Genomic DNA, 20,172 nt, shown 5'->3' with positions numbered 1-20,172 from the left:
GGCTGCGGCCCCGAACCCTGGAGTAAAGACATGTCATACGAATCATTTTACGACGCGCTTCGCGACACGAAATTTCCGCTGAACCATGGCGCTGGTGAAATTCCGGCCGTTGGATTTGGCACGCTGTTCCGCGATCCAAGCGTCACCACACAAGCGGTCAAGCAGGCGCTGGAAGTCGGCTTTCGTCATTTCGATTGTGCCGAGCGTTATCGAAATGAAGAACAGGTCGGCGTTGCACTTCACGAGGTTCTGGCAGCGGGAAAAATCCGCCGGGAGGACGTGTTCATCACCACGAAACTGTGGAACACCAACCATCGTCCCGAGCGCGTCCAACCTGCGTTTGAGGCCAGTTGCCGACGGCTTCAGGTTGACTACATCGACTGCTACCTGATCCATACGCCTTTTGCCTTTCAATCCGGCGACAATCAGGACCCGAGAGACGAAGAGGGTCACGTCATCTACGACTCAGGTGTAACCCTCATAGAAACCTGGCGGGCGCTGGAACGTCTCGTGGATGAAGGTCGGTGCAAGGCCATCGGTTTGTCTGATATCACGTTGGAGCGTTTACGAGAGATCGTGGCAGTGGCGCGGATAAAACCCGCCGTCGTGCAGGTCGAGTCCCACCCTTATCTACCTGAATGGGAACTGCTGGAGTTTTGCAAACTGCATGGGATCATCGTCCTTGCGTTTGCACCACTCGGCCACGCAATGGAGCCGAATGTACTGCAAGATCCGGTGATGACACAGATCGCTCAACGCCTGCAGAAGACTCCGGCTCAAGTAGCGTTGGCCTGGTCTGTACAGCGAGGAGTCGCCTTTCTGACCACTTCTGCCACTCTGAGCCACATCCGGGAAAACTTTGATATTTCAACCCTGCCACATAGGGCCATGCATGAAATCAAGGAAGAGATTACGACCAGAATACGATTCAACTCGGTAGTGGAAACGGGTGTGCCTGGATTTATTCCGCGCAAGAAGTAACACACCACAAGTGCCTAATTGCACCTCCTGATTGGCCTCAGTTTAAGGTAGGGAGGTGTCTACGAAACCTGGGGTGATTCAGTTGCTACTGAAGCTTCCCTGCCCATTACCCGTCTATCTGTCCCTTCTTTTACCCGTTTCTGGTTGACGTACCATCGCCCCTTTTTGATCACAGTCAATCCAGCAAGCTGTAACGAACCTAACCGGTGACAAATAACCCTCTGCCTATTACAATTTGATTATCATCGACCGTTTTAGGGTACAGGTAATTCCATGGAAAATAAGACTGCACGATTAACTGTGCTCATTGATCCCGTCAAGAAAAAGGCACTTGAGGAGCTGTGTGCGTCTCAGGATCTGACGCCCTCTCAGGTCGTTCGTCAGCTTATTCGGGACTATTTGGAGACGCATGGCGTGTCCTACGCCACCAAAAGCAGAACTGCGGCCAATGGTAAGTGATTCATCTGCGCATGAGCGGGTACGACGGATGCCTGCTTATCGCTCCTACTTAGCCTACTGCACCCCATCTCTAGCCTTCAGTCTTGTCGATCTCGACATAACTGCTCAGTGCGCCACTGAAGTCGGCATGATAATGCTCTGAGCCGAGCGCCTGAAGAATCCCTGCCCTGTCGAGCTTGCCGAGCACTTTCTCGTTGGCTTCACACAACTTCACGATGATGCTGCGCTTGCGCAGCTGCTCAATGACTTCGAGCAGCGTTTGTAAGCCCGTGATATCCATGAACGGCACTCGCTTCAGGCGAATAATCAAAGTCCCGGGATCGGTGTGCGTTTGAGCCAAAACGCGCTCAAAGGTTTCTGCTGCGCCAAAGAAGAGAGGCCCCTCAATGGTGTAAACCAAAACACCAGGAGGAAGATGTATACGCCCATTCATGCGCAACTCTGCCTCCAGCTCTTTTCCGACCATTAGCTGCACCTCTACAGATGAAGCCATCCGACGCATGAATTGCAGCATGGCGAGAATGACCCCGATATTCACCGCAATCGCCAGATCGCTGAAAACGGTTAGGCTGAAGGTCATTAACAGGATGGCAACATCGGCTCTGGGGGCTCGTACGACCATGCGCTTGAAGTGCTTCAGCTCGCTCATGTTGTAAGCGACCACGAATAAGATCGCAGCCAATGCACACAGCGGGATATCCGAAGCCAAAGGCGCCAGGAAGAGGATCAGTAAAATCAAAGTGAGGGCGTGTGTAAAACCCGCGATTGGACTGTTGCCACCATTGCGAATGTTGGTTGCTGTTCGAGCGATCGCGCCTGTCGCAGCAAAGCCACCAAACAAAGGAGTGACCAGGTTAGCAATGCCTTGTCCGATCAACTCCTGATTGGAGTCATGTTTGGTACCGGCCATCCCGTCGGCAACAACAGCAGAGAGCAGCGACTCGATCGCCCCCAGCATCGCGATCGCAAACGCAGGGCCAATCAACTCAATGACCTGCGGCAGCGTTATTTCAGGAAGGCCTATTTTGGGAAGCCCCTGAGGAATACCCCCAAATGCACTCCCGATCGTGGCCACGCCGTCGAATTGAAAACAGGAATGCAATGCCGTCACAACGACCATGGCAATCAGGGGGCCAGGAACACGCCTTACACCGGGTAGTTTAGGCGCGAGTATCACCAACAACAGGCTCAACAGGGCTAACAGTGTCGTGGGCACATGAAGGCTGGGTAGTGCCTGGATGAGGTGCCACAGCCGCTCGTGGAAATGGTCACCACTGATTTTCGGCAAGCCCAGAAAGTCTTTCCATTGCCCGACCCAAATGATCACCCCGATGCCGGCGGTGAATCCCACAATCACGGGATCAGGGATGAACTTGATGAATGCGCCAAGCTTGGTGATACCGAGCAATAATAAAATTGCCCCGGCCATCATTGTCGCGATCTGCAAGCCATCAACGCCGTACTTGGTCGTCACGCTGGCCAGAATAACGATGAACGCCCCTGTGGGGCCTGCAATCTGAAGCCGGCTTCCGCCGAACAGCGAAACCAGCAGACCAGCCACAATGGCCGTGTAGACCCCCTGTTCCGGCTTGACGCCAGAGGCGATGGCAAATGCCATGGCCAAGGGCAGCGCCACGACGCCGACGATGACCCCTGAGACGATATTTCGAAGCCAGTGCTCGCGCCCTAAAAAGCCCGCTTTCCAAGCTTCTCGTATCGCAATCATGACTAGCCTCGCTCTGGTGGCATGTGCATACTATTCACACTTAGTGATAATAGCAAAGCAATTGGCCTAGCCTCGGTACGACACCTGCCACGCTGTAGATCCGGTGCTCAGAGAGCTAAACCATATGCCCGGAGACCCCGCATGAAACGCGAAGAAGTCAAAACCAAACACGGTGAAGGCATGCACTTCGACACGCATGTGATAGCCAACCCGGCCAACACGCACGAGTGGATCATTCTTTTCAAAAAGGATGTAGGGAGAAGCTATTTTCTGGTCAATGACAACGAGGAGATTGAGTCATTTGGACGCCTCGATGATCTGATCCATGAGCTTCGCGAGCTTGGTATCAAGTCCGCCGAAGTTCATTTCTGATAGTTGCACTCAGGGGGTTTGATCATCTCAGTAAAGATTGAGCACCTGTCCGGTCAAAGCGAGGTGCTTTGGTCTGTTTGTTTCGGTAGCCGCAGTATTCAATTTCGTCCTGAGCAAGGGGCGAAGGACTCTGCGGCCACACTTAAAGAAAGAATCGACGCACCACATACCTTTCCGCTAATTCACCACGCCTCGCCTGACCCAGCCACTGATCGACGCTGATCCGGACCTAATGACCCACGCAAAGGCCCTTATGTAGCTGGGTCACGAACTCGCGCAATTGTCGAAGTACGCGGATCAAATCCAAGAAGCGATGAGAAAACCTCTGCCCCCCCAATGTGCCTCGCTTGGGACTTGGCACATTGGGCATTCGAACGCGCAAAAAAATGGCCACACGAGGTGGCCAAAGACGGGTTCAAGCATAGGAGGATCTCTATTGACCAAGAAATACAGGCCCGCCCTGAAGTCTTAGGGCCAATAGAGTGGGTCCGCTGGCTGACAAACCCCTTCATCAGCAGCGTTCAAGCCGGCAATTTGACCCTGGTCTGTGGGTCAGGACCTCATTGCCTTGCATTATAATAGTGTTAACATAGCATTGTAATCAACGTCTAATTAGGGGCTCGTATGACTATCGACTTCAAGAAGGCTGCACTGGATTACCACGAATTCCCTACCCCAGGGAAAATCAGCATCGCGCTGACCAAGCCTGCCGACACAGCCACCCAACTCGCACTGGCCTACAGCCCAGGCGTAGCCGAGCCCGTTCGCGAAATCGCGAAGGACCCGGAGAACGCCTATCGCTTTACTGGAAAAGGCAATCTGGTGGCCGTGATCACCAACGGTACGGCCATTCTGGGTCTCGGTAACTTAGGTCCCTTGGCCAGTAAACCGGTCATGGAAGGCAAAGCGTTGCTGTTCAAGCGTTTTGCCGGCATCGACTCGATCGATATCGAAGTCAATGCGGAGAGTTCCCAGGCCTTTATCGACACCGTCGTGCGCATTGCTGACACCTTTGGTGGCATCAACCTGGAAGACATTAAAGCCCCAGAGTGCTTTGAAATTGAAGAAGCACTGATCGAACAGTGCAGCATCCCGGTCTTCCATGACGACCAACACGGTACTGCCATCGTCACCGCGGCCGGTATGCTCAATGCGCTGGAGATCCAGGGCAAAACTCTGGAGAACGCGAGAATTGTTTGCCTCGGTGCTGGTGCCGCAGCCACGGCCTGCATGCGCCTACTGCTTAGTCTCGGGGCTCAAAAAAGCAATCTGTACGTGGTCGACCGCACCGGTGTCATCCACTCCGCACGGGAAGACCTCAATCAATACAAAGCACAGTTCGTTAACGACGGTGGCCCTCGTACGCTGATGGAAGCCATGAATGGTGCTGACGTGTTTGTTGGTTTGTCTGGGGCCAATCTCCTTCCGGCTGAAGCACTGGCAGCGATGGCACCCAATCCGATCGTGTTTGCCTGCTCGAACCCGGATCCTGAAATCAGCTACGAGCTGGCCATGGCCACTCGTGATGACCTGATCATGGCGACCGGTCGCTCTGACTACCCGAACCAGGTTAATAACGTTCTGGGCTTTCCATTCATCTTCCGCGGGACCTTGGATGTTCGGGCAACCCGGATCAACGAAGCGATGAAAATTGCGGCAGTGGAAGCACTGCGCCAATTGGCCAAAGAGCCAACACCAGTGGAAGTGCTGCAAGCGTTCAACGTCGACAAGCTTGAGTTTGGGCGCGATTACATTCTTCCCAAAGCGCTCGATGCTCGCCTGCTCGGAGCAATAGCCGGCGCAGTGGCCAAGGCCGCTATCGACACCGGCGTTGCGAAGCTGCAGTACCCGACGCACTACCCGCTGTAAGCTGACGTCAATCATGCTGATGTGCCGCAGCTGCACGACCTTTTGCACGGTTGGCAGCTGTCGCACTCGGGGATCATCCAGCCGCCGCACCTCCTGTCGCGAGGCCCCGGTGATATCAGATGTGCATAATCGGTTGGCTTTCTTGGTCCTCATACACTTGGGACAGGGGTGAATGAATGCCGATCAAATATGTCAGGAGCCTTACTGGGCGAAGGCGTACCACAGACGCAAACCGACATCTTGGATTTGCCTTGGCCTTCGTCGCGGGGGCAATCAACGCCGGTGGTTTCCTGGCGGTGCATCAGTACACTTCACACATGACGGGCATCGTCTCCTCAATGGCAGATAATAGTGTGCTGGGAGCCTACGACCTGGTGCTCAGTGGCACCGGCGCTCTTTTGTCCTTTTTGATTGGGGCAGCGTGCTCGGCGATCATGGTCAATTATTCCCGCCGCAGACGCATGCACAGCGAGTTTGCAGTGCCACTCTTGTTCGAAGCCTTTTTGCTCATCTGCTTTGGCTTTCTGGGCGCTCGGCTATCCACCGTGGATGGTCTATTCGTGTCCGTCACCGTGATGCTGCTGTGTTTCATCATGGGGCTACAAAACGCGGTGATCACCAAAATTTCCAAAGCCGAAATCCGAACGACGCACATCACCGGCATCATCACCGATATCGGTATTGAGTTTGGAAAACTCTTTTATTGGAATGCCGTCAACACATCGACGCATCCAAAAGTTCTCGCCAATCGGACCCGGCTCAAAATACTGATATTGCTCGCGCTGAATTTCTTCTTCGGTGGGGTGGTAGGTGCCTTTGGGTTCAAGCACATTGGTTACATCTCAACGGTACCGCTCGCGATGGTTCTGGTGACGCTGGCGATCGTGCCTGCCGTTGATGACGTCAGGCTCTATGTCCGCCGCGTCATGCGAAAGTGAGCAGCTTGCCTGCAAGCGGCTTTCCAGGCGTTGCTATACTGGAATTTCACTGCGTTTATCGTTTCCATATATGACGTACCAGGTGTCCAGCGACCGCTCGTTGGCACGCTAAAAGCGGCGCCCTCGCCTAGCGGGTATTTTTCGTTTATAGCCCACGTGGTGATCGGCTCTTCAAGATCATCGAGATGAGGGTTGTGATGACCCACATATTGGCCTGTATCGACAGTTCAAATTCATCTCCAGCCGTCTGCGACTACGCCGCTTGGGCCAGTCTCAACTTTTTATTGCCGCTAACCCTCCTGAATGTTGTAGAACGCCCCGCTAGCGTAGAGATACGGCCCGGCAGCCTGGCGCACGTGCTGGAAGCTATGTCGCTGGACAAAAAGCGCCATGAACAGGCGTTGAAGCAAGGCTTGATAATGTTGCAAAACGCTCGAGAAAGAGCGATCGCGGATGGCGTAATGCAGCCGGAACTTCGTCAAAGCGACGGAGAACTGTTGGGGCGGTTACTCGAGATGGAAACTGACTCGCGCTGGCTAGTCATGGGAAAGCACAGCTCGTTCTGTCCCCGACTCAACCAGCTCGAAACCATCATCCATGCATTGCACAAGCCGATCCTGCTCACCCCTTGCTCCTTCAACCCACCACGAAGCCTGATGCTTGCTTATGACGGGAGTGAGGACACGCACATGGGAGTGAAAATGCTGGCAGCAAGTCCAGCTCTCACAAAGCTGCCCGTGCACCTGGTCATGGTCGCAGCCAACACGCCGAAAAATCTGGAACGACTCGATGCGGCAGGAGCCATTTTGCAGATCGCAGGGTGTGACGTTCGAACCGTGATCTGCGGCGGGAGAGTGGAACTCGCCTTACCGTCCTACCAGACTGAACACGATATCGATCTGATGGTCATGGGCGCTTTTGGTCATTCGCGAATCCGCCGATTTTGGCTTGGCAGTACGACTTCAAGAATGATCCGAGCCACAACTTGTCCTCTTTTATTCCTGCCTAAAAGCTATCTCGACATGTAATGCACAGACGTTCAAACACCCCTGACATCTCAAGATGAAAACACGCCTTGCCACCGCATTGCATTAACGCAGCATGAAAATTAATTCAACTCACCAAGTTCCACAGCACTCTACGAAAGAAACAATATTTTGTGACCGCAACTTTAGCGTTAATAAAAAGTTATTTAGCATTATTACTTGCTGCAACCGTGCTTGTAGGCGACCGGTAATGCACGAGATATGAGTGCGGAGCTTCAATACGCTCTTTTAGCTTTGCTGCGTAATCTTTTGCACCCTGCTCATTGCGGAATTGAATGCGCATGGTTCCAATACATACGGACCATAGACGTTCACTCTGACTAGACAGATGCTCGATCGTGACGGACATGACGACACTCCAAGGAAAAGAATTCAAAAATGAATTTCAGCAACCTTGATACCGATTTCTCGCAGTTCATGAATCAAATCATCAAGGTACCGAAAGGGTTCGATTTCTTCGTTGTCATTGACCAGGAAGAAGCTTCTTCCTGCATCTTTTTTAAAAAAGGCGATCCATTCCTGAGTGTTGGCCGGATTGGCAATCAAATGGGTATCAAACTGAATGCCTTCAGCGTGTTTGGTTTTTACGTCCTCACGTTTCATACGGGTCTCCAAGCGCTCACGTATTGCTGTTCTCATGCATGTCGTTGCCTCCCGACAATCGATCAAAAGACCTCGCCCCTGCCTGAAGCAAGGGCGAGCAGATTGCCTTTCAATTATCACTGCATGATAATATTATGCACATATGAGCCCTTGGAGGCTAGTCATGAGCAGGACTGTCGAAGCACTTGAGCCACGTGGGTCCGAGCAGGTCCGCCCAATGCCGTGGCTTTCTTGAAGGTGATTGTCTGCACAGGCTCCGAAATGGCTTACTTGACCGTAATGATTACCACCTTGAAGAACACATATGGCGTCATGCACAAAGGCACCAGATGAGTACCTCGCAACAGCGGATCTCCCTTGCTTTTGGTTCAACGCGTACGGCTTCTGAATTTTAAGGACGACAGTCATCATGCGGAAAACAGAAATTGAGACGCGCCTCCCGCTGAATGCTCCGCCCCTGGAGCCAGGGCAACGACTGTTGGTTTGTCTTGAGCAATGCGTCGTCGTCCAGCAGCGAGAAACGAGAATCTACCAAGTTGTATTCGACTGTAAATCACCCAAAACGATTCGAATTTTTTGGGCAGAAGATGAGTGGATTTTCATCGGCAGGCATAAGCAAAATGCTGACAGAGATCCTTCATTGGAGACCTTTGTATCAACGCTAAGAACTGGGCTAAAGACTGTCTGGCGCTAAACACGGCTCTGATCTATAGCGGTAAATCAAGACGCATGCAGTTGACTGTTCACTGTAACGATTGTCCAAAACCTGCTCAAGTTTATGCACCAAGCCATGTAGATCTCGATCATAAAGTACGTCATCCGTAGCGCATTATCGCTGGTGGAGGTGCTCAAGCCGCGTTTTCGTTGTTGTCGCTCAAAGCGGCAGCTTTACGGCGGCCGCACGACAACCAACGTTTCCAAGTCTGTCTCCAGTCTGGATGCAGTGAAAGGAACACCAGGACAATTTCGTATACCATATCGCTAACTCATTCCGAACGACCGCCGCCGTGACCCTACCCAAATTCAATGCTCCAGACCTTGGCAATGCGCCTTCGACGTCGGAAATCATCACCCGTCATCTGCGGGACGCTATCGTCGCCGGGCATTTTGCCGAGGATGAGCCGATTCGGCAGGACGACATCGCCCGTCAGTTCAACGTCAGCAAGATCCCGGTGCGCGAGGCGCTCAAGCGCCTGGAGGCCGAAGGCCTGGTGATGTTCCAGCGCAATCGCGGGGCGATGGTGACGCGGGTGTCCGATGCGGAACTGGCGCAGATGTTCGAAGTGCGCATGTTGCTCGAAGACAAAGCCCTGCGCCTGGCCATTCCCAACATGACTGAAGAAACCTTCGCCCGTGCCGAACGCATCTGCCAGGAGTTCATTGGCGAAGATGACGTGGGACGCTGGGCCGAGCTCAACTGGGAACTGCACGCCTGCCTGTACGAACCGGCGCAACGGCCGTTTCTGGTGGGCCTGATCCGCTCGGTCAACGATAAGCTGGAGCGCTACCTGCGCATGCAGATGAGCCTCTCGGCCGGCAAGGATCGCGCCGATCATGAACACCGGGAAATCCTTGCAGCCTGTCGCGCCGGCGATGTGGACCTGGCGGTAAAGCTGCTCGACGAGCACATTGCCGGGGTCTGCAAGACACTGTTCGAGCACCTGCCTCACCCTCACTGACAGTTCAGCGCACTGTGCCGATTTCGTCATCGGCACTGGATAAAACCATCAAGCCGGCAAGCCCCGGCACAGGCCACTCTTTGGTTCACTCATCTGAACGGACGTGGCCATCTTATGAAACGCATCAGCGTGATCGACTCCCACACCGGCGGCGAACCGACCCGTCTGGTGACGGCCGGTTTTCCTGACCTGGGCAGCGGCAGCATGGCCGAACGTCGACAGCGACTGGCCGAACATCATGACCAATGGCGCGCCGCCTGTGTGCTTGAACCACGGGGCAGCGACGTGCTGGTCGGCGCCCTGCTCTGTGAGCCGGTCGACCCGTCGGCCTGTGCCGGGGTGATTTTCTTCAACAACAGTGGCTACCTCGGCATGTGCGGTCACGGCACCATCGGCCTGGTGGCTTCGCTGGCGCACTTGGGCAAGATCGGCCCCGGCGTGCACAGCATCGAAACACCGGTGGGCACGGTGCAGGCGACACTGCACGAAGACCATTCGGTGAGCGTGCGCAACGTGCCGGCCTATCGTTACCGCAAGGCGCTGGTGCTTGAAGTGCCAGGTATCGGCCAAGTCGTGGGCGATGTTGCCTGGGGTGGCAACTGGTTTTTCCTGATCGCCGAACATGGTTTGCGGGTGGCCGGCGACAACCTCGATGCTTTGACCGCGTATACCTTTGCCGTACAGCAGGCACTGGAAATACAGGGGATTCGTGGCGAGGACGGCGGGCTGATCGACCATGTCGAGCTGTTCGCCGATGACGAACAGGCCGACAGCCGCAACTTCGTCCTCTGCCCCGGCAAGGCCTACGACCGTTCGCCCTGCGGCACTGGCACCAGTGCCAAACTGGCGTGCCTGGCGGCCGACGACAAGTTGCAACCGGGACAGATCTGGCGCCAGGCCAGTGTCATTGGCAGCGAGTTCGAGGGTTCCTACGAACTCCAGGGCGAGCGCATCGTGCCGACCATTCGTGGGCGCGCCTACATCAGCGCCGAAGCCAGCCTGATCATCGAACAGGACGATCCGTTTGCCTGGGGCATTCGCCCGTGAGCGAAGGCCTGGTGGCCGATGTGATCGTGATTGGCGCCGGCATTGTCGGCGCGGCCTGTGCCCAGGCGTTGGCACGGCGTGGCTTGCGCGTGCTGGTGCTGGATGCCGGGTTGCCCGGCGCTACGGCCGCGGGCATGGGTCACCTGCTGGTCCTCGACGACAACCCGGCCGAGCTGGCCCTCAGTCAATATTCCCTGCAACGCTGGCGCGAACTGGCGCCGGACCTGCCAGACGGCTGCGCCTACCGCAGCAACGGCACACTCTGGCTGGCGGCCAATCCCGAAGAAATGGCGGTGGCCCACAGCAAATACCTGAACCTTCAAGCCCAAGACGTTACCTGCGAGCTGATCGCCCGCCGTGCCTTGCGCGAGCGCGAGCCCGAGTTGAACGAGGGTTTGGAAGGTGGCCTGTTGATCAATGGCGACGGCATTCTGTATGCCCCCGCGACCGCCAACTGGATGCTCGAAACGCCGAACATCAGTCAGCGCCGGGCGCGGGTCAGCGAAGTCGATGGCGACCGTGTGCGCCTCGATAACGGCCAGTGGTTGAGGGCTGAAGCGGTGATACTGGCCAACGGCATCCAGGCCAACGATCTATGCCCGGAACTGCCGATCGAACCGAAGAAAGGCCATTTACTGATCACCGACCGCTACCCTGGAAAAATCACCCACACCCTTGTGGAGCTCGGTTACGTCACCAGTGCCCACAACGCCACCGGTCCTTCGACGGCGTGCAATATTCAGCCTCGGCCGACCGGCCAATTGTTCATTGGCGCCTCCCGACAATTCGGCACCACCGACCCGCAAGTTGAAGGCTGGATGCTCGCGAAAATGCTCAGGCGCGCCACCGAGTACATGCCCGGTTTGGCGCAACTCAATGGCATTCGCGCCTGGACCGGGTTTCGTGCCGCCAGCCCCGACGGCTTGCCACTGGTGGGCCAACACCCGCAACGCAAAGGCCTGTGGTTGGCGGTTGGCCACGAGGGGCTGGGCGTCACCACGGCCCCCGGCACGGCTGATTTGCTGGTCGCGCAACTGTTCAATGAAACGCCGCCGTTGGCTGCGCAACCTTATCTGCCACAGCGTTTTCTCGGAGAACCTGCCTATGCCTGAATTGATGCTGGACGGCCGTGCCCTGCGCGTTGTCGAAGGCACCAGTGTCGCCGCTGCGCTGGCCCTTGGCGGCGACGGTTGCAGTCGAACCTCGGTCAGTGGCCAACGCCGCGCACCGCTATGCGGCATGGGCATTTGCCAGGAATGCCGGGTGACCATCGACGGTCGACGGCGCCTGGCCTGCCAGACGCTGTGCCGTGACGGCATGCAGGTGGAGACGCGCCCATGAGCGAATACGCCGACCTGCTGATCATCGGTGCCGGTCCTGCCGGCATGGCCGCCGCGCTCGCTGCAGCGCCAAGCGGTGCGCGCATCGTCCTGCTCGATGACAACCCGTTGCCAGGCGGGCAAATCTGGCGCGACGGGCCTCAGGCCAGTCTGCCGAAACAGGCACGCCAGATGCGCGAGCGACTGGAGGCATGCAGCAACATTCGCCGCCACGCCGGCACCCGCGTGATCGCCTGCGCCGCGCCAAAACAACTGCTGGTCGAAGACGCTGAGCGCGGTTGGCTGATCGCTTACGACAAACTGATTCTGTGCACCGGCGCCCGCGAGTTGCTGCTGCCCTTTCCCGGCTGGACGCTGCCTGGCGTAACGGGCGCGGGCGGCCTTCAGGCACTGATCAAGGGCGGTCTTGTGGTGCAAGGCGAACGTTTGGTCATCGCCGGCAGTGGGCCGTTACTGCTGGCGAGTACTGCCACCGCAAAACACCATGGCGCGAGCATCCTGCGCATCGCCGAGCAGGCCTGCACCGTCGCTGTCGCCGGTTTCGCCGCGCAACTGCCACGCTGGCCCAACAAACTGCTGCAGTCGTTCACGTTGTTCGACCGCCATTACCGCACCGCGACCCACGTGCTGGCCGCCCTGGGGACTGAGCGGCTGGAAGGTGTGCGTCTGCAACAGCAAGGCAACATCATCGAACTGGAATGTGATCGCCTGGCCTGTGGCTTTGGCCTGATCCCCAACACGCAACTTGGCCAGGCCCTGGGCTGTCATCTGGACGGCCAGGCACTCGCCGTGGATGCCTGGCAAACCACAAGCCGCACCGATCACTACGCGGCAGGTGAATGCACCGGGTTCGGTGGCAGTGAACTGGCGTTGGTCGAAGGCGCGATTGCCGGCCATGCGGCCGTCGATGAACGTCAGGCGGCCCGGGCTTTATGGCCGCGTCGTGTGCGCTGGCAGGGTTTCGCCAACGCCCTGAACGCCGCGTTTGCCCTCGACCCGCACCTCAAGTCACTGGCGCAGGCCGACACCCTGGTATGCCGTTGCGAAGACGTGCCCTACGCGGCACTGACCGGGCACACTGACTGGCGCGCCGCCAAACTGGCCAGTCGTTGCGGCATGGGCGCCTGTCAGGGGCGCGTGTGTGGCGGTGCCTTGCAGCACCTGTTCGGCTGGCAACCTTCGGCGCCACGCCCACCGTTCAGCCCGGCGCGGATCGAGACACTGTTGTGTCTGGACGACACCCCGCCGGTTTGAATACCGGGCCGGGGCTTTCGGGAGCGCGGCCGAGTCTTTATGATCCCGAGGATTGCCACCAGACGCCCAGCGCCATGTATGCCTCGCTCACGACCTTCAAACCTTGCGACCTGCCAACCCTGCTGAGCAGTCTGGAGCCCATCGCGGCGCTGCTCGACACCCTGTCGGACGTGGTGTTTTTCATCAAGGACACCGAGGCCCGCTATGCCTTCGTCAACCAGACCCTGGCCCGGCGCTGTGGCTTCAAGCACCGTGACGAGTTGCTCGGGCTCACCGCCGAAATGGTCTTTCCTGAGCGCTACGGCCCGTTGTATACCGAGCAGGACCGGCGCGTGCTGTCCACCGGCCGTGAATTGGCCGACCAACTCGAACTGCACCTGTATTTCGGAAACCAGCCGGTGTGGTGCCTGACCCACAAGCTCGCGCTGCACGATGAACAGGGCCGAATCGTCGGCCTGGCCGGTATCTCCCGCGACCTGCAACTGCCTCAGTCCAGCCATCCGGCGTTCCACAAACTGGCGGCGGTGGACGCGTATATCCGCAGCCATTTCGCCCGCCCCATCAGCCTTGCCGAGCTGACTGCGATCGCCGGGTATTCAGTGGCGCAACTGGAGCGCCACTGCAAACGCGTGTTCCAGCTCACTCCACGGCAGATGATTCACAAGGCCCGCCTGGAAGAAGGTTCGCGGCTGTTGTTGCACACTGACCTGCCCATCACCGAAATCGCTCTGCGCTGTGGTTACACCGACCACAGTGCTTTCAGCCGACAGTTCCGCGCCTTGACCAGCCTGGCGCCGAGCCAGTTTCGTGACAACCGCCGTTAGAGTGTTCCTTTAAGGGGCGCCAAAGTCCGGTGGTGCTCCCTTCTGTAACACCTCCCTGATCCGCACCCCGGTGCTGTGTTTGGCCACTCTTCGCTCAACCCCTCTGACTCAAGGGCTGACAATTAATTCTTTGCGCGAGAGGCAAACAGGCACGTCCATTGCTATTGTTAATATCGTATACGAAATCCCCAATACGATATCTGACAGAACAACAACCATAACGAGGCCTCTATGAAAAACCCCGCATTTGCCGTAGCCCTCAGCGCTGTTCTCAGTACCTCCTTTATCGCCACCGCCCAGGCCGACAAGCTCGACGACATTATTGGTTCGGGCAAACTGCGTTGCGCCGTGACCCTGGACTTCCCGCCCATGGGTTTCCGCGATGAAGGCAACAACCCTGCCGGGTTCGATGTGGACTACTGCCATGACCTGGCGAAAATCCTCGGGGTCGAGGCCGAAGTGGTTGAAACGCCCTTCCCTGACCGCATTCCGGCGTTGGTCTCCGGGCGTGCCGACGTGATTGTCGCGTCCACCTCCGACACTCTCGAACGGGCCAAGACTGTCGGCCTTACCGTGCCGTACTTTGCCTTCCAAATGGTGGTACTGACCCGCGACAACACGGGCATCAACAGCTATGCCGATATCAAAGGCAAAGCATTGGGTAACACCAGCGGCACCTATGAAGCCATCGCCCTGGAAAAAGACGTGAAGAACTGGGGCAGCGGTTCCTTTCGTGCCTATCAATCGCAAAACGACACGCTGCTGGCGGTTGCCCAGGGTCACATCGACGCCACCGTCGTTACCAATACCGTGGCGGCGGCCACGATCAAATCAGGCAAGTACAAGAACCTGAAAATCGCCGGTAACGCGCCGTACACCATCGACTACGTCTCCCTCGGCGCCAAGCGCAACGAATATGGCCTGCTTAACTACCTCAATCTGTTCGTCAATCAGCAGGTGCGTAGCGGTCGTTACAACGAGTTGTTCGCCAAATGGGTCGGCACCGAGATTCCACCCTCCGACCTGACCGTGCCTAAGGTCTACTACTAAGGTGTCTGGAATGCCTAGGTTCACTTCTCTGACCGGTCGCAGTCTGGTCGCGGGGGCCGCCCAGGGCGCCCTGTTGTTCGCCGATGTCGGGCTGAGTTTCTGGGGCGGCGTTGACCCATTTAGCGGTGAGGTCATCGACCGTCACCACCCCCTCAGCGGCGAACACCTGGCCGGCCGTGTGCTGGCCATTCCCAGTGGCCGCGGCTCGTGTACCGGCAGCAGTGTGCTGATGGAGTTGATCAGCAACGGTCACGCACCGGCTGCACTGGTGCTGGCCGAGCCCGATGAGATCCTGACCCTGGGCGTGCTCGTGGCACAGACCTTTTTCGAGCGTTCCCTGCCGGTGCTGTGCATCGGCCGGGAAGCCTTTGCCGCGTTGCGCGGCAAGGCCTTCGCTCGGGTCGAAGCTTCATCGGTGACCGTGTTCGATCACCTGCCCGGCAAGACCTGGCAGGCACTCGATACCCCATCGAGAACAGCGGAAACGAGCGCCTCGATCGAGCTCACCGAGCACGACCTGACGCTGCTTGACGGCCAGCATGGCAAGGCCACGCAGATCGCCATGCAAATCGTCCTGCGCATGGCCGAGATACAAGGTGCCCGGTGCTTGGTGGATATCACTCAGGCGCACATTGATGGCTGCATCTATACCGGCCCGGCGAGCCTGAGATTTGCCGAACAGCTAGTGCAGTGGGGCGCAAAAGTACGGGTGCCGACCACGCTCAATTCCATTTCCGTCGATCAGCGTCGCTGGCGTGAATTGGGCATCGACCCGGCATTGGGTGTACCGGCCAGCGCCTTGGGCGATGCTTACATGGCGATGGGCGCACAGCTCAGTTTTACCTGCGCGCCCTACCTGCTGGACAGCGCGCCAACGGCGGGTGAGCAAATCGTCTGGGCCGAATCCAACGCCGTGGTCTACGCCAACAGTGTGCTTGGCGCACGGACCCTGAAATACCCGGACTACCTGGATATCTGCATCGCCCTGACCGGCCGTGCGCCCCTGATCGGTTGCCACCTGGATGCCCAGCGCAAGGCTCGTCTGCACGTCGAGTTACCCGCATTGGGCGAACTGGATGACTCGTTCTACCCGCTGCTCGGCTATCACATCGGCGCTCTGGCAGGCAGTCGGATCCCGCTGGTGTCAGGGCTGGAACGGCGCAAGCCAAACCTCGACGACCTGAAAGCCTTCGGCGCGGCGTTCGCCACCACCTCCGCCGCACCGTTGTTCCATATCGCCGGGGTCACGCCGGAAGCACTCGACCCGACACAGGTTGTGCAGCCGGATGAAACCTTGCCGGTGGAAAAAATCCGCCTGCAGGACCTGCTGCTCAGCTGGCATGAACTTAATAGTGCCCGCGACAACCGGGTAGACGTGGTCTCGCTGGGCAACCCGCATTTCTCCCTCAGCGAATTCGCCCAACTGGCGCGGCTATGCCACGGTCGGCACAAGCACCCGGACGTGGTTCTCGCCATCACCTGCGGCCGCGCGGTGCTGGAACAGGCACGCGAAGCCGGGCATATCGCCGTGATCGAAGCATTCGGCGCGACCCTGGTCACCGACACCTGCTGGTGCATGCTCGGCGAACCGGTGATCCCGCTGGCCGCAAAAAACCTGATGACCAATTCGGGCAAATACGCCCATTACGCACCTGGCCTGGTGGGCCGAAAGGTGCACTTCGCCAACCTCGCCGAATGCGTCGACGCCGCTTGCAGCGCCACGGCCAGCGGTCGTCTGCCAGCCTGGTTGCAACCGGCCGCCCTCCTGGAGAACCCCGTGCATGTTTGATTACACCTTCCAATGGCGCTCGGCCCTGCGTGCCTTGCCCGATATGCTCGCCGGCGCCCTGGTCACGTTCGAGACCGCCGCGTTGTCGATGATCTTTGGCGTGCTGATTGCCTTGGCACTGACCGTGATGCGCGAAGCCAAAAACCCGGTGCTGCGTGGCATCGGCAACGGCTGGGTGTCGATCGCCCGCAACACCCCTTCGCTGTTTCAGATCTACGTCCTCTACTTCGGGCTCGGTTCGCTGGAATTGCACGTCAGCTCATGGTTCGCGCTATTGGCGGGGATCACGTTCAACAACGCCGGTTATCTCGCGGAAAACTTCCGCGGCGGCCTCAAGGCGGTGCCCGACACGCAAGTGCGCGCCGCGCGTTCGCTGGGCATGAGTGCCTTCCAGGCCTACCGGATGATCATCGTCCCGCAGTTATTGCGGATCGTGTTCTACCCGTTGAGCAATCAAATGGTCTGGGCGGTATTGATGACATCGCTGGGCGTGATCGTCGGGCTGAACAATGACCTCACTGGAGTGACTCAGGACTTCAACGTCAAAACGTTCCGCACCTTCGAATATTTCGCCATCGCCGCGGTGCTGTATTACCTGATTGCCAAGGCGATCGTCGCGACGGCCCGGCTGATGGCCTGGCGGCTGTTCCGTTACTGAGGAGGTGAGTATGTTTGCTACCAGTTTTTCCTGGAATGACCTGCAATTCCTGCTCAATGGCGCCTGGGTCACTCTGCAACTGACGTTCTGGTCGATCATCCTCGGCTCTCTCGCCGGGCTGTTGTTCGGCGTGTTGCGGGCACTGTTGCCACGGGCCAGTCTGCCATTGGCCTGGGTGCTGGACGTGTTTCGCAGTGTGCCGTTGCTGATCCAGTTCGTGCTGTTCAACTCGCTCAAAAGCATCGTCGGTTTGAACATCAGTGCCTTCAGCGTCGGCTGCATCGTGCTCGGGGTCTACGCCGCCGCGTACTTCACCGAGATCGTGCGTGGCGGCGTGCTGGCGGTGCCGTTCACGGTGCGCCGGGCCAGTCGTTCGCTGGGCCTGAGCTTTTTGCAGGACCTGCGCTGGATCGTCTTGCCGATAGCCACGCGAGTGGCGTTCCCCGGCTGGCTGAACCTGGTGCTCAGCGTGATGAAAGACACCGCGCTGGTGATGTGGATCGGCATCGTCGAACTGCTGCGCGCCTCGCAAACCATCGTGACCCGCATCCAGGAGCCGTTGCTGGTGTTGTGCATCGCGGGCCTTATCTACTACGTCATGAGCCTGGTGGTTGCCCGCCTCGGCGCTCGTCTGGAAAGAAGGTGGCAAGAAAATGATTGAGATCGACAACGTACACAAATCCTTCGGCGACCTCGAAGTGGTCAAGGGTGTGAACCTGACGGTGAGCAAGGGCGAGGTGGTGTCGATCATCGGCGGCTCCGGTTCGGGCAAGTCGACCCTGCTGATGTGCATCAACGGCCTGGAGCCGATCCAGAAAGGCAACATCCGCGTCGATGGCGTCGAGGTTCACCACGGCGGCACTGACCTCAACCGCCTGCGGCAGAAGATCGGCATCGTGTTCCAGCAATGGAACGCCTTCCCGCACCTGACCGTGATGGAAAACGTGATGCTGGCGCCGCGCAAAGTACTGGGCAAGAGCAAGGCCGAAGCCGAGGAGCTGGCGGTGCGGCAACTGACCCACGTTGGCCTGGGTGACAAGCTCAAGGCTTTTCCGGGCAAGTTGTCCGGTGGTCAGCAGCAGCGCATGGCCATCGCCCGCGCCTTGGCCATGTCCCCGGACTACATGCTGTTTGACGAAGCCACCTCGGCCCTCGACCCACAACTGGTCGGTGAGGTGCTGGACACCATGCGCATGCTCGCCGAAGACGGCATGACCATGGTGCTGGTGACCCACGAGATCCGCTTCGCTCGCGATGTGTCGGACCGCGTGGCGTTCTTTCGTAATGGCCTGGTGCACGAAATCGGCACGCCGGATCAGGTGATTGGCAATCCGGTGCATGCGGAAACGGCGGCGTTTTTGAAATCAGTGAAGTAACGGGTGACCCCTTCGCGAGCAGGCTCGCTCCCACAGTGGATCGGTGGCGCTCACAAATCCCATGTGGGAGCGAGCCTGCTCGCGAAGGGGCCCTAACAGACAAAACAAGGATTAATTTATGCGCTCATCGAAAGTGATTCATGTAGTCAGCTGCCACGCCGAAGGCGAAGTCGGCGATGTGATTGTCGGCGGCGTCGCCCCGCCGCCCGGCGCCACCGTGTGGGAACAATCGCGGTGGATCGCCAAGGACCAGACCTTACGCAACTTCGTCCTCAACGAACCTCGCGGCGGCGTGTTCCGCCACGTCAATCTGCTGGTGCCGGCCAAGGACCCGCGGGCGCAAATGGCCTGGATCATCATGGAACCGGCAGACACCCCGCCGATGTCCGGTTCCAACTCGCTGTGCGTAGCCACGGTATTGCTCGACAGCGGCATCCTGCCGATGACCGAACCGCAAACCCGGCTGGTGCTTGAGGCACCGGGTGGGCTGATCGAGGCCGTGGCCGATTGCCGGGATGGCAAGGTCGAACGGGTCGAAATCAAGAACGTGCCCTCCTTCGCTGACCGCCTCGACGCTTGGATCGAAGTCGAAGGCCTCGGTTCATTGCAGGTCGACACCGCTTATGGCGGCGACAGTTTTGTGATCGTCGATGCCCAGCGCCTGGGCTTTTCCATCGGTCCAGACGAGGCGGCCGAGCTGGTCGAGGTCGGACTGAAAATCACCCGGGCGGCCAACGAACAATTGGGTTTCGTGCATCCGCTGAACCCCGAGTGGTCGCATATCTCCTTCTGCCAGATCGCCGCGCCCATCGTTTATGAGAATGGCATCGCCACCGGCGCCAACGCGGTGGTGATTCAACCCGGCAAAATCGATCGCTCGCCGACGGGCACCGGTTGCTCGGCACGCATGGCGGTGATGCAGGCCAAGGGAATGATGCAGGTGGGGGATCGCTTTATTGGCCGTTCGATCATCGGTTCCGAGTTTCATTGCCGCATTGATTCGCTGACGGAAGTGGCTGGGCGCCCTGCCATCTATCCCTGCATTTCCGGCCGAGCCTGGATCACCGGGACTCACCAATTGCTGCTTGACCCAAGCGATCCGTGGCCACAAGGCTATCGCCTGTCAGACACCTGGCCTGGCGCCTGATACCTACCGTCGAA

The 20,172-nt window shown here is 58.1% G+C and carries 21 protein-coding genes; 18 read left to right on the top strand and 3 right to left on the bottom strand.

What is annotated here, in order from left to right; all coding sequences use genetic code 11:
- The first annotated feature begins 30 nt into the window (after positions 1–30).
- Positions 31–981 (top strand): aldo/keto reductase, encoded by a 951-nt coding sequence (locus ACM6IR_RS05010; protein WP_414906660.1) that lies wholly within the window; start codon positions 31–33, stop codon positions 979–981.
- Positions 982–1,254: 273 nt separating this feature from the next.
- Positions 1,255–1,440 (top strand): ribbon-helix-helix protein, CopG family, encoded by a 186-nt coding sequence (locus tag ACM6IR_RS05005; RefSeq protein ID WP_201188883.1) that lies wholly within the window; start codon positions 1,255–1,257, stop codon positions 1,438–1,440.
- Between the two features lie 70 nt (positions 1,441–1,510).
- On the opposite strand, the gene ACM6IR_RS05000 is transcribed toward ACM6IR_RS05005, so the two are convergent.
- A complete protein-coding gene (locus ACM6IR_RS05000; RefSeq protein ID WP_414906659.1) occupies positions 1,511–3,166 on the bottom strand; it encodes a SulP family inorganic anion transporter in 1,656 nt (551 codons plus the stop codon).
- Between the two features lie 141 nt (positions 3,167–3,307).
- On the opposite strand from ACM6IR_RS05000, the gene ACM6IR_RS04995 reads away from it, so the two are divergent.
- The 4 genes from ACM6IR_RS04995 (at position 3,308) to ACM6IR_RS04980 (ending at position 7,373) form a co-directional block, all read left to right on the top strand.
- Entirely contained in the window at positions 3,308–3,538 is a 231-nt protein-coding gene (locus ACM6IR_RS04995; protein WP_414906658.1) for a hypothetical protein, read from the top strand.
- Between the two features lie 624 nt (positions 3,539–4,162).
- Positions 4,163–5,407, top strand: coding sequence for a malic enzyme-like NAD(P)-binding protein (locus tag ACM6IR_RS04990; RefSeq protein ID WP_414906657.1), 1,245 nt, complete (start codon positions 4,163–4,165; stop codon positions 5,405–5,407).
- A 176-nt stretch (positions 5,408–5,583) separates the two neighbouring features.
- On the top strand, positions 5,584–6,345 hold the full coding sequence (locus ACM6IR_RS04985) for a YoaK family protein (protein ID WP_414906656.1): 762 nt from the start codon (positions 5,584–5,586) through the stop codon (positions 6,343–6,345).
- Between the two features lie 197 nt (positions 6,346–6,542).
- On the top strand, positions 6,543–7,373 hold the full coding sequence (locus ACM6IR_RS04980) for a universal stress protein (protein WP_414906655.1): 831 nt from the start codon (positions 6,543–6,545) through the stop codon (positions 7,371–7,373).
- Between the two features lie 160 nt (positions 7,374–7,533).
- Here ACM6IR_RS04980 and ACM6IR_RS04975 read toward each other — a convergent pair whose 3' ends face one another.
- Both ACM6IR_RS04975 and ACM6IR_RS04970 read right to left on the bottom strand, forming a co-directional pair.
- On the bottom strand, positions 7,534–7,740 hold the full coding sequence (locus tag ACM6IR_RS04975) for a hypothetical protein (RefSeq protein WP_414906654.1): 207 nt from the start codon (positions 7,738–7,740) through the stop codon (positions 7,534–7,536).
- A gap of 23 nt (positions 7,741–7,763) precedes the next feature.
- Positions 7,764–7,994, bottom strand: coding sequence for a hypothetical protein (locus ACM6IR_RS04970; RefSeq protein WP_150641276.1), 231 nt, complete (start codon positions 7,992–7,994; stop codon positions 7,764–7,766).
- A 1,007-nt stretch (positions 7,995–9,001) separates the two neighbouring features.
- Here ACM6IR_RS04970 and ACM6IR_RS04965 point away from each other — a divergent pair.
- The 12 genes from ACM6IR_RS04965 (at position 9,002) to ACM6IR_RS04910 (ending at position 20,158) form a co-directional block, all read left to right on the top strand.
- Positions 9,002–9,673, top strand: a complete 672-nt coding sequence (locus ACM6IR_RS04965) for a GntR family transcriptional regulator (RefSeq protein ID WP_414906653.1) — start codon at positions 9,002–9,004, stop codon at positions 9,671–9,673.
- A gap of 114 nt (positions 9,674–9,787) precedes the next feature.
- Positions 9,788–10,720, top strand: coding sequence for a 4-hydroxyproline epimerase (locus ACM6IR_RS04960; protein WP_201112311.1), 933 nt, complete (start codon positions 9,788–9,790; stop codon positions 10,718–10,720).
- Complete coding sequence (locus ACM6IR_RS04955; RefSeq protein ID WP_414906652.1) at positions 10,717–11,832, top strand: NAD(P)/FAD-dependent oxidoreductase; 1,116 nt, start codon at positions 10,717–10,719, stop codon at positions 11,830–11,832. Before ACM6IR_RS04960 ends, ACM6IR_RS04955 begins: the two co-directional genes overlap by 4 nt.
- On the top strand, positions 11,825–12,061 hold the full coding sequence (locus tag ACM6IR_RS04950; protein ID WP_414906651.1) for a (2Fe-2S)-binding protein: 237 nt from the start codon (positions 11,825–11,827) through the stop codon (positions 12,059–12,061). The genes ACM6IR_RS04955 and ACM6IR_RS04950 overlap by 8 nt, the downstream gene beginning before the upstream one ends.
- Positions 12,058–13,314: an FAD-dependent oxidoreductase gene (locus tag ACM6IR_RS04945; protein ID WP_414906650.1), complete on the top strand. Its 1,257-nt coding sequence runs from the start codon at positions 12,058–12,060 to the stop codon at positions 13,312–13,314. The genes ACM6IR_RS04950 and ACM6IR_RS04945 overlap by 4 nt, the downstream gene beginning before the upstream one ends.
- A gap of 74 nt (positions 13,315–13,388) precedes the next feature.
- Positions 13,389–14,138: a helix-turn-helix domain-containing protein gene (locus ACM6IR_RS04940; protein WP_414906714.1), complete on the top strand. Its 750-nt coding sequence runs from the start codon at positions 13,389–13,391 to the stop codon at positions 14,136–14,138.
- A gap of 231 nt (positions 14,139–14,369) precedes the next feature.
- Positions 14,370–15,188 carry a transporter substrate-binding domain-containing protein gene (locus tag ACM6IR_RS04935; RefSeq protein ID WP_414906649.1) on the top strand — a complete coding sequence of 273 codons (819 nt, stop codon included), beginning with the start codon at positions 14,370–14,372 and terminating at the stop codon, positions 15,186–15,188.
- Between the two features lie 10 nt (positions 15,189–15,198).
- Complete coding sequence (locus ACM6IR_RS04930; RefSeq protein WP_414906648.1) at positions 15,199–16,977, top strand: aconitase X; 1,779 nt, start codon at positions 15,199–15,201, stop codon at positions 16,975–16,977.
- Positions 16,970–17,635, top strand: a complete 666-nt coding sequence (locus ACM6IR_RS04925; RefSeq protein WP_414906647.1) for an amino acid ABC transporter permease — start codon at positions 16,970–16,972, stop codon at positions 17,633–17,635. Before ACM6IR_RS04930 ends, ACM6IR_RS04925 begins: the two co-directional genes overlap by 8 nt.
- A 10-nt stretch (positions 17,636–17,645) precedes the next feature.
- The gene (locus ACM6IR_RS04920; protein WP_414906646.1) at positions 17,646–18,296 is read left to right on the top strand and encodes an amino acid ABC transporter permease; all 651 of its coding nucleotides are present in this window, start codon (positions 17,646–17,648) and stop codon (positions 18,294–18,296) included.
- Positions 18,289–19,011, top strand: coding sequence for an amino acid ABC transporter ATP-binding protein (locus tag ACM6IR_RS04915; protein WP_414906645.1), 723 nt, complete (start codon positions 18,289–18,291; stop codon positions 19,009–19,011). Before ACM6IR_RS04920 ends, ACM6IR_RS04915 begins: the two co-directional genes overlap by 8 nt.
- A 118-nt stretch (positions 19,012–19,129) precedes the next feature.
- On the top strand, positions 19,130–20,158 hold the full coding sequence (locus tag ACM6IR_RS04910) for a trans-3-hydroxy-L-proline dehydratase (RefSeq protein WP_414906644.1): 1,029 nt from the start codon (positions 19,130–19,132) through the stop codon (positions 20,156–20,158).
- The last annotated feature ends 14 nt before the right edge of the window (positions 20,159–20,172 follow it).

Origin of the sequence: Pseudomonas sp. IT-P253, from assembly GCF_949768125.1 — a bacterium.
GTDB lineage: Bacteria > Pseudomonadota > Gammaproteobacteria > Pseudomonadales > Pseudomonadaceae > Aquipseudomonas.
This window is presented reverse-complemented; position numbering and strand designations above follow the sequence as displayed.

What these genes read in the sequence shown, in the direction of transcription:
- ACM6IR_RS05010 (WP_414906660.1), top strand. Translation starts at nt 31, where the DNA reads ATGTCATACGAATCATTTTACGACGCGCTTCGCGACACGAAATTTCCG.
- ACM6IR_RS05005 (WP_201188883.1), top strand. Translation starts at nt 1,255, where the DNA reads ATGGAAAATAAGACTGCACGATTAACTGTGCTCATTGATCCCGTCAAG.
- ACM6IR_RS05000 (WP_414906659.1), bottom strand. Translation starts at nt 3,166, where the DNA reads ATGATTGCGATACGAGAAGCTTGGAAAGCGGGCTTTTTAGGGCGCGAG.
- ACM6IR_RS04995 (WP_414906658.1), top strand. Translation starts at nt 3,308, where the DNA reads ATGAAACGCGAAGAAGTCAAAACCAAACACGGTGAAGGCATGCACTTC.
- ACM6IR_RS04990 (WP_414906657.1), top strand. Translation starts at nt 4,163, where the DNA reads ATGACTATCGACTTCAAGAAGGCTGCACTGGATTACCACGAATTCCCT.
- ACM6IR_RS04985 (WP_414906656.1), top strand. Translation starts at nt 5,584, where the DNA reads ATGCCGATCAAATATGTCAGGAGCCTTACTGGGCGAAGGCGTACCACA.
- ACM6IR_RS04980 (WP_414906655.1), top strand. Translation starts at nt 6,543, where the DNA reads ATGACCCACATATTGGCCTGTATCGACAGTTCAAATTCATCTCCAGCC.
- ACM6IR_RS04975 (WP_414906654.1), bottom strand. Translation starts at nt 7,740, where the DNA reads ATGTCCGTCACGATCGAGCATCTGTCTAGTCAGAGTGAACGTCTATGG.
- ACM6IR_RS04970 (WP_150641276.1), bottom strand. Translation starts at nt 7,994, where the DNA reads ATGAAACGTGAGGACGTAAAAACCAAACACGCTGAAGGCATTCAGTTT.
- ACM6IR_RS04960 (WP_201112311.1), top strand. Translation starts at nt 9,788, where the DNA reads ATGAAACGCATCAGCGTGATCGACTCCCACACCGGCGGCGAACCGACC.
- ACM6IR_RS04950 (WP_414906651.1), top strand. Translation starts at nt 11,825, where the DNA reads ATGCCTGAATTGATGCTGGACGGCCGTGCCCTGCGCGTTGTCGAAGGC.
- ACM6IR_RS04945 (WP_414906650.1), top strand. Translation starts at nt 12,058, where the DNA reads ATGAGCGAATACGCCGACCTGCTGATCATCGGTGCCGGTCCTGCCGGC.
- ACM6IR_RS04940 (WP_414906714.1), top strand. Translation starts at nt 13,389, where the DNA reads ATGTATGCCTCGCTCACGACCTTCAAACCTTGCGACCTGCCAACCCTG.
- ACM6IR_RS04935 (WP_414906649.1), top strand. Translation starts at nt 14,370, where the DNA reads ATGAAAAACCCCGCATTTGCCGTAGCCCTCAGCGCTGTTCTCAGTACC.
- ACM6IR_RS04930 (WP_414906648.1), top strand. Translation starts at nt 15,199, where the DNA reads ATGCCTAGGTTCACTTCTCTGACCGGTCGCAGTCTGGTCGCGGGGGCC.
- ACM6IR_RS04925 (WP_414906647.1), top strand. Translation starts at nt 16,970, where the DNA reads ATGTTTGATTACACCTTCCAATGGCGCTCGGCCCTGCGTGCCTTGCCC.
- ACM6IR_RS04920 (WP_414906646.1), top strand. Translation starts at nt 17,646, where the DNA reads ATGTTTGCTACCAGTTTTTCCTGGAATGACCTGCAATTCCTGCTCAAT.
- ACM6IR_RS04915 (WP_414906645.1), top strand. Translation starts at nt 18,289, where the DNA reads ATGATTGAGATCGACAACGTACACAAATCCTTCGGCGACCTCGAAGTG.
- ACM6IR_RS04910 (WP_414906644.1), top strand. Translation starts at nt 19,130, where the DNA reads ATGCGCTCATCGAAAGTGATTCATGTAGTCAGCTGCCACGCCGAAGGC.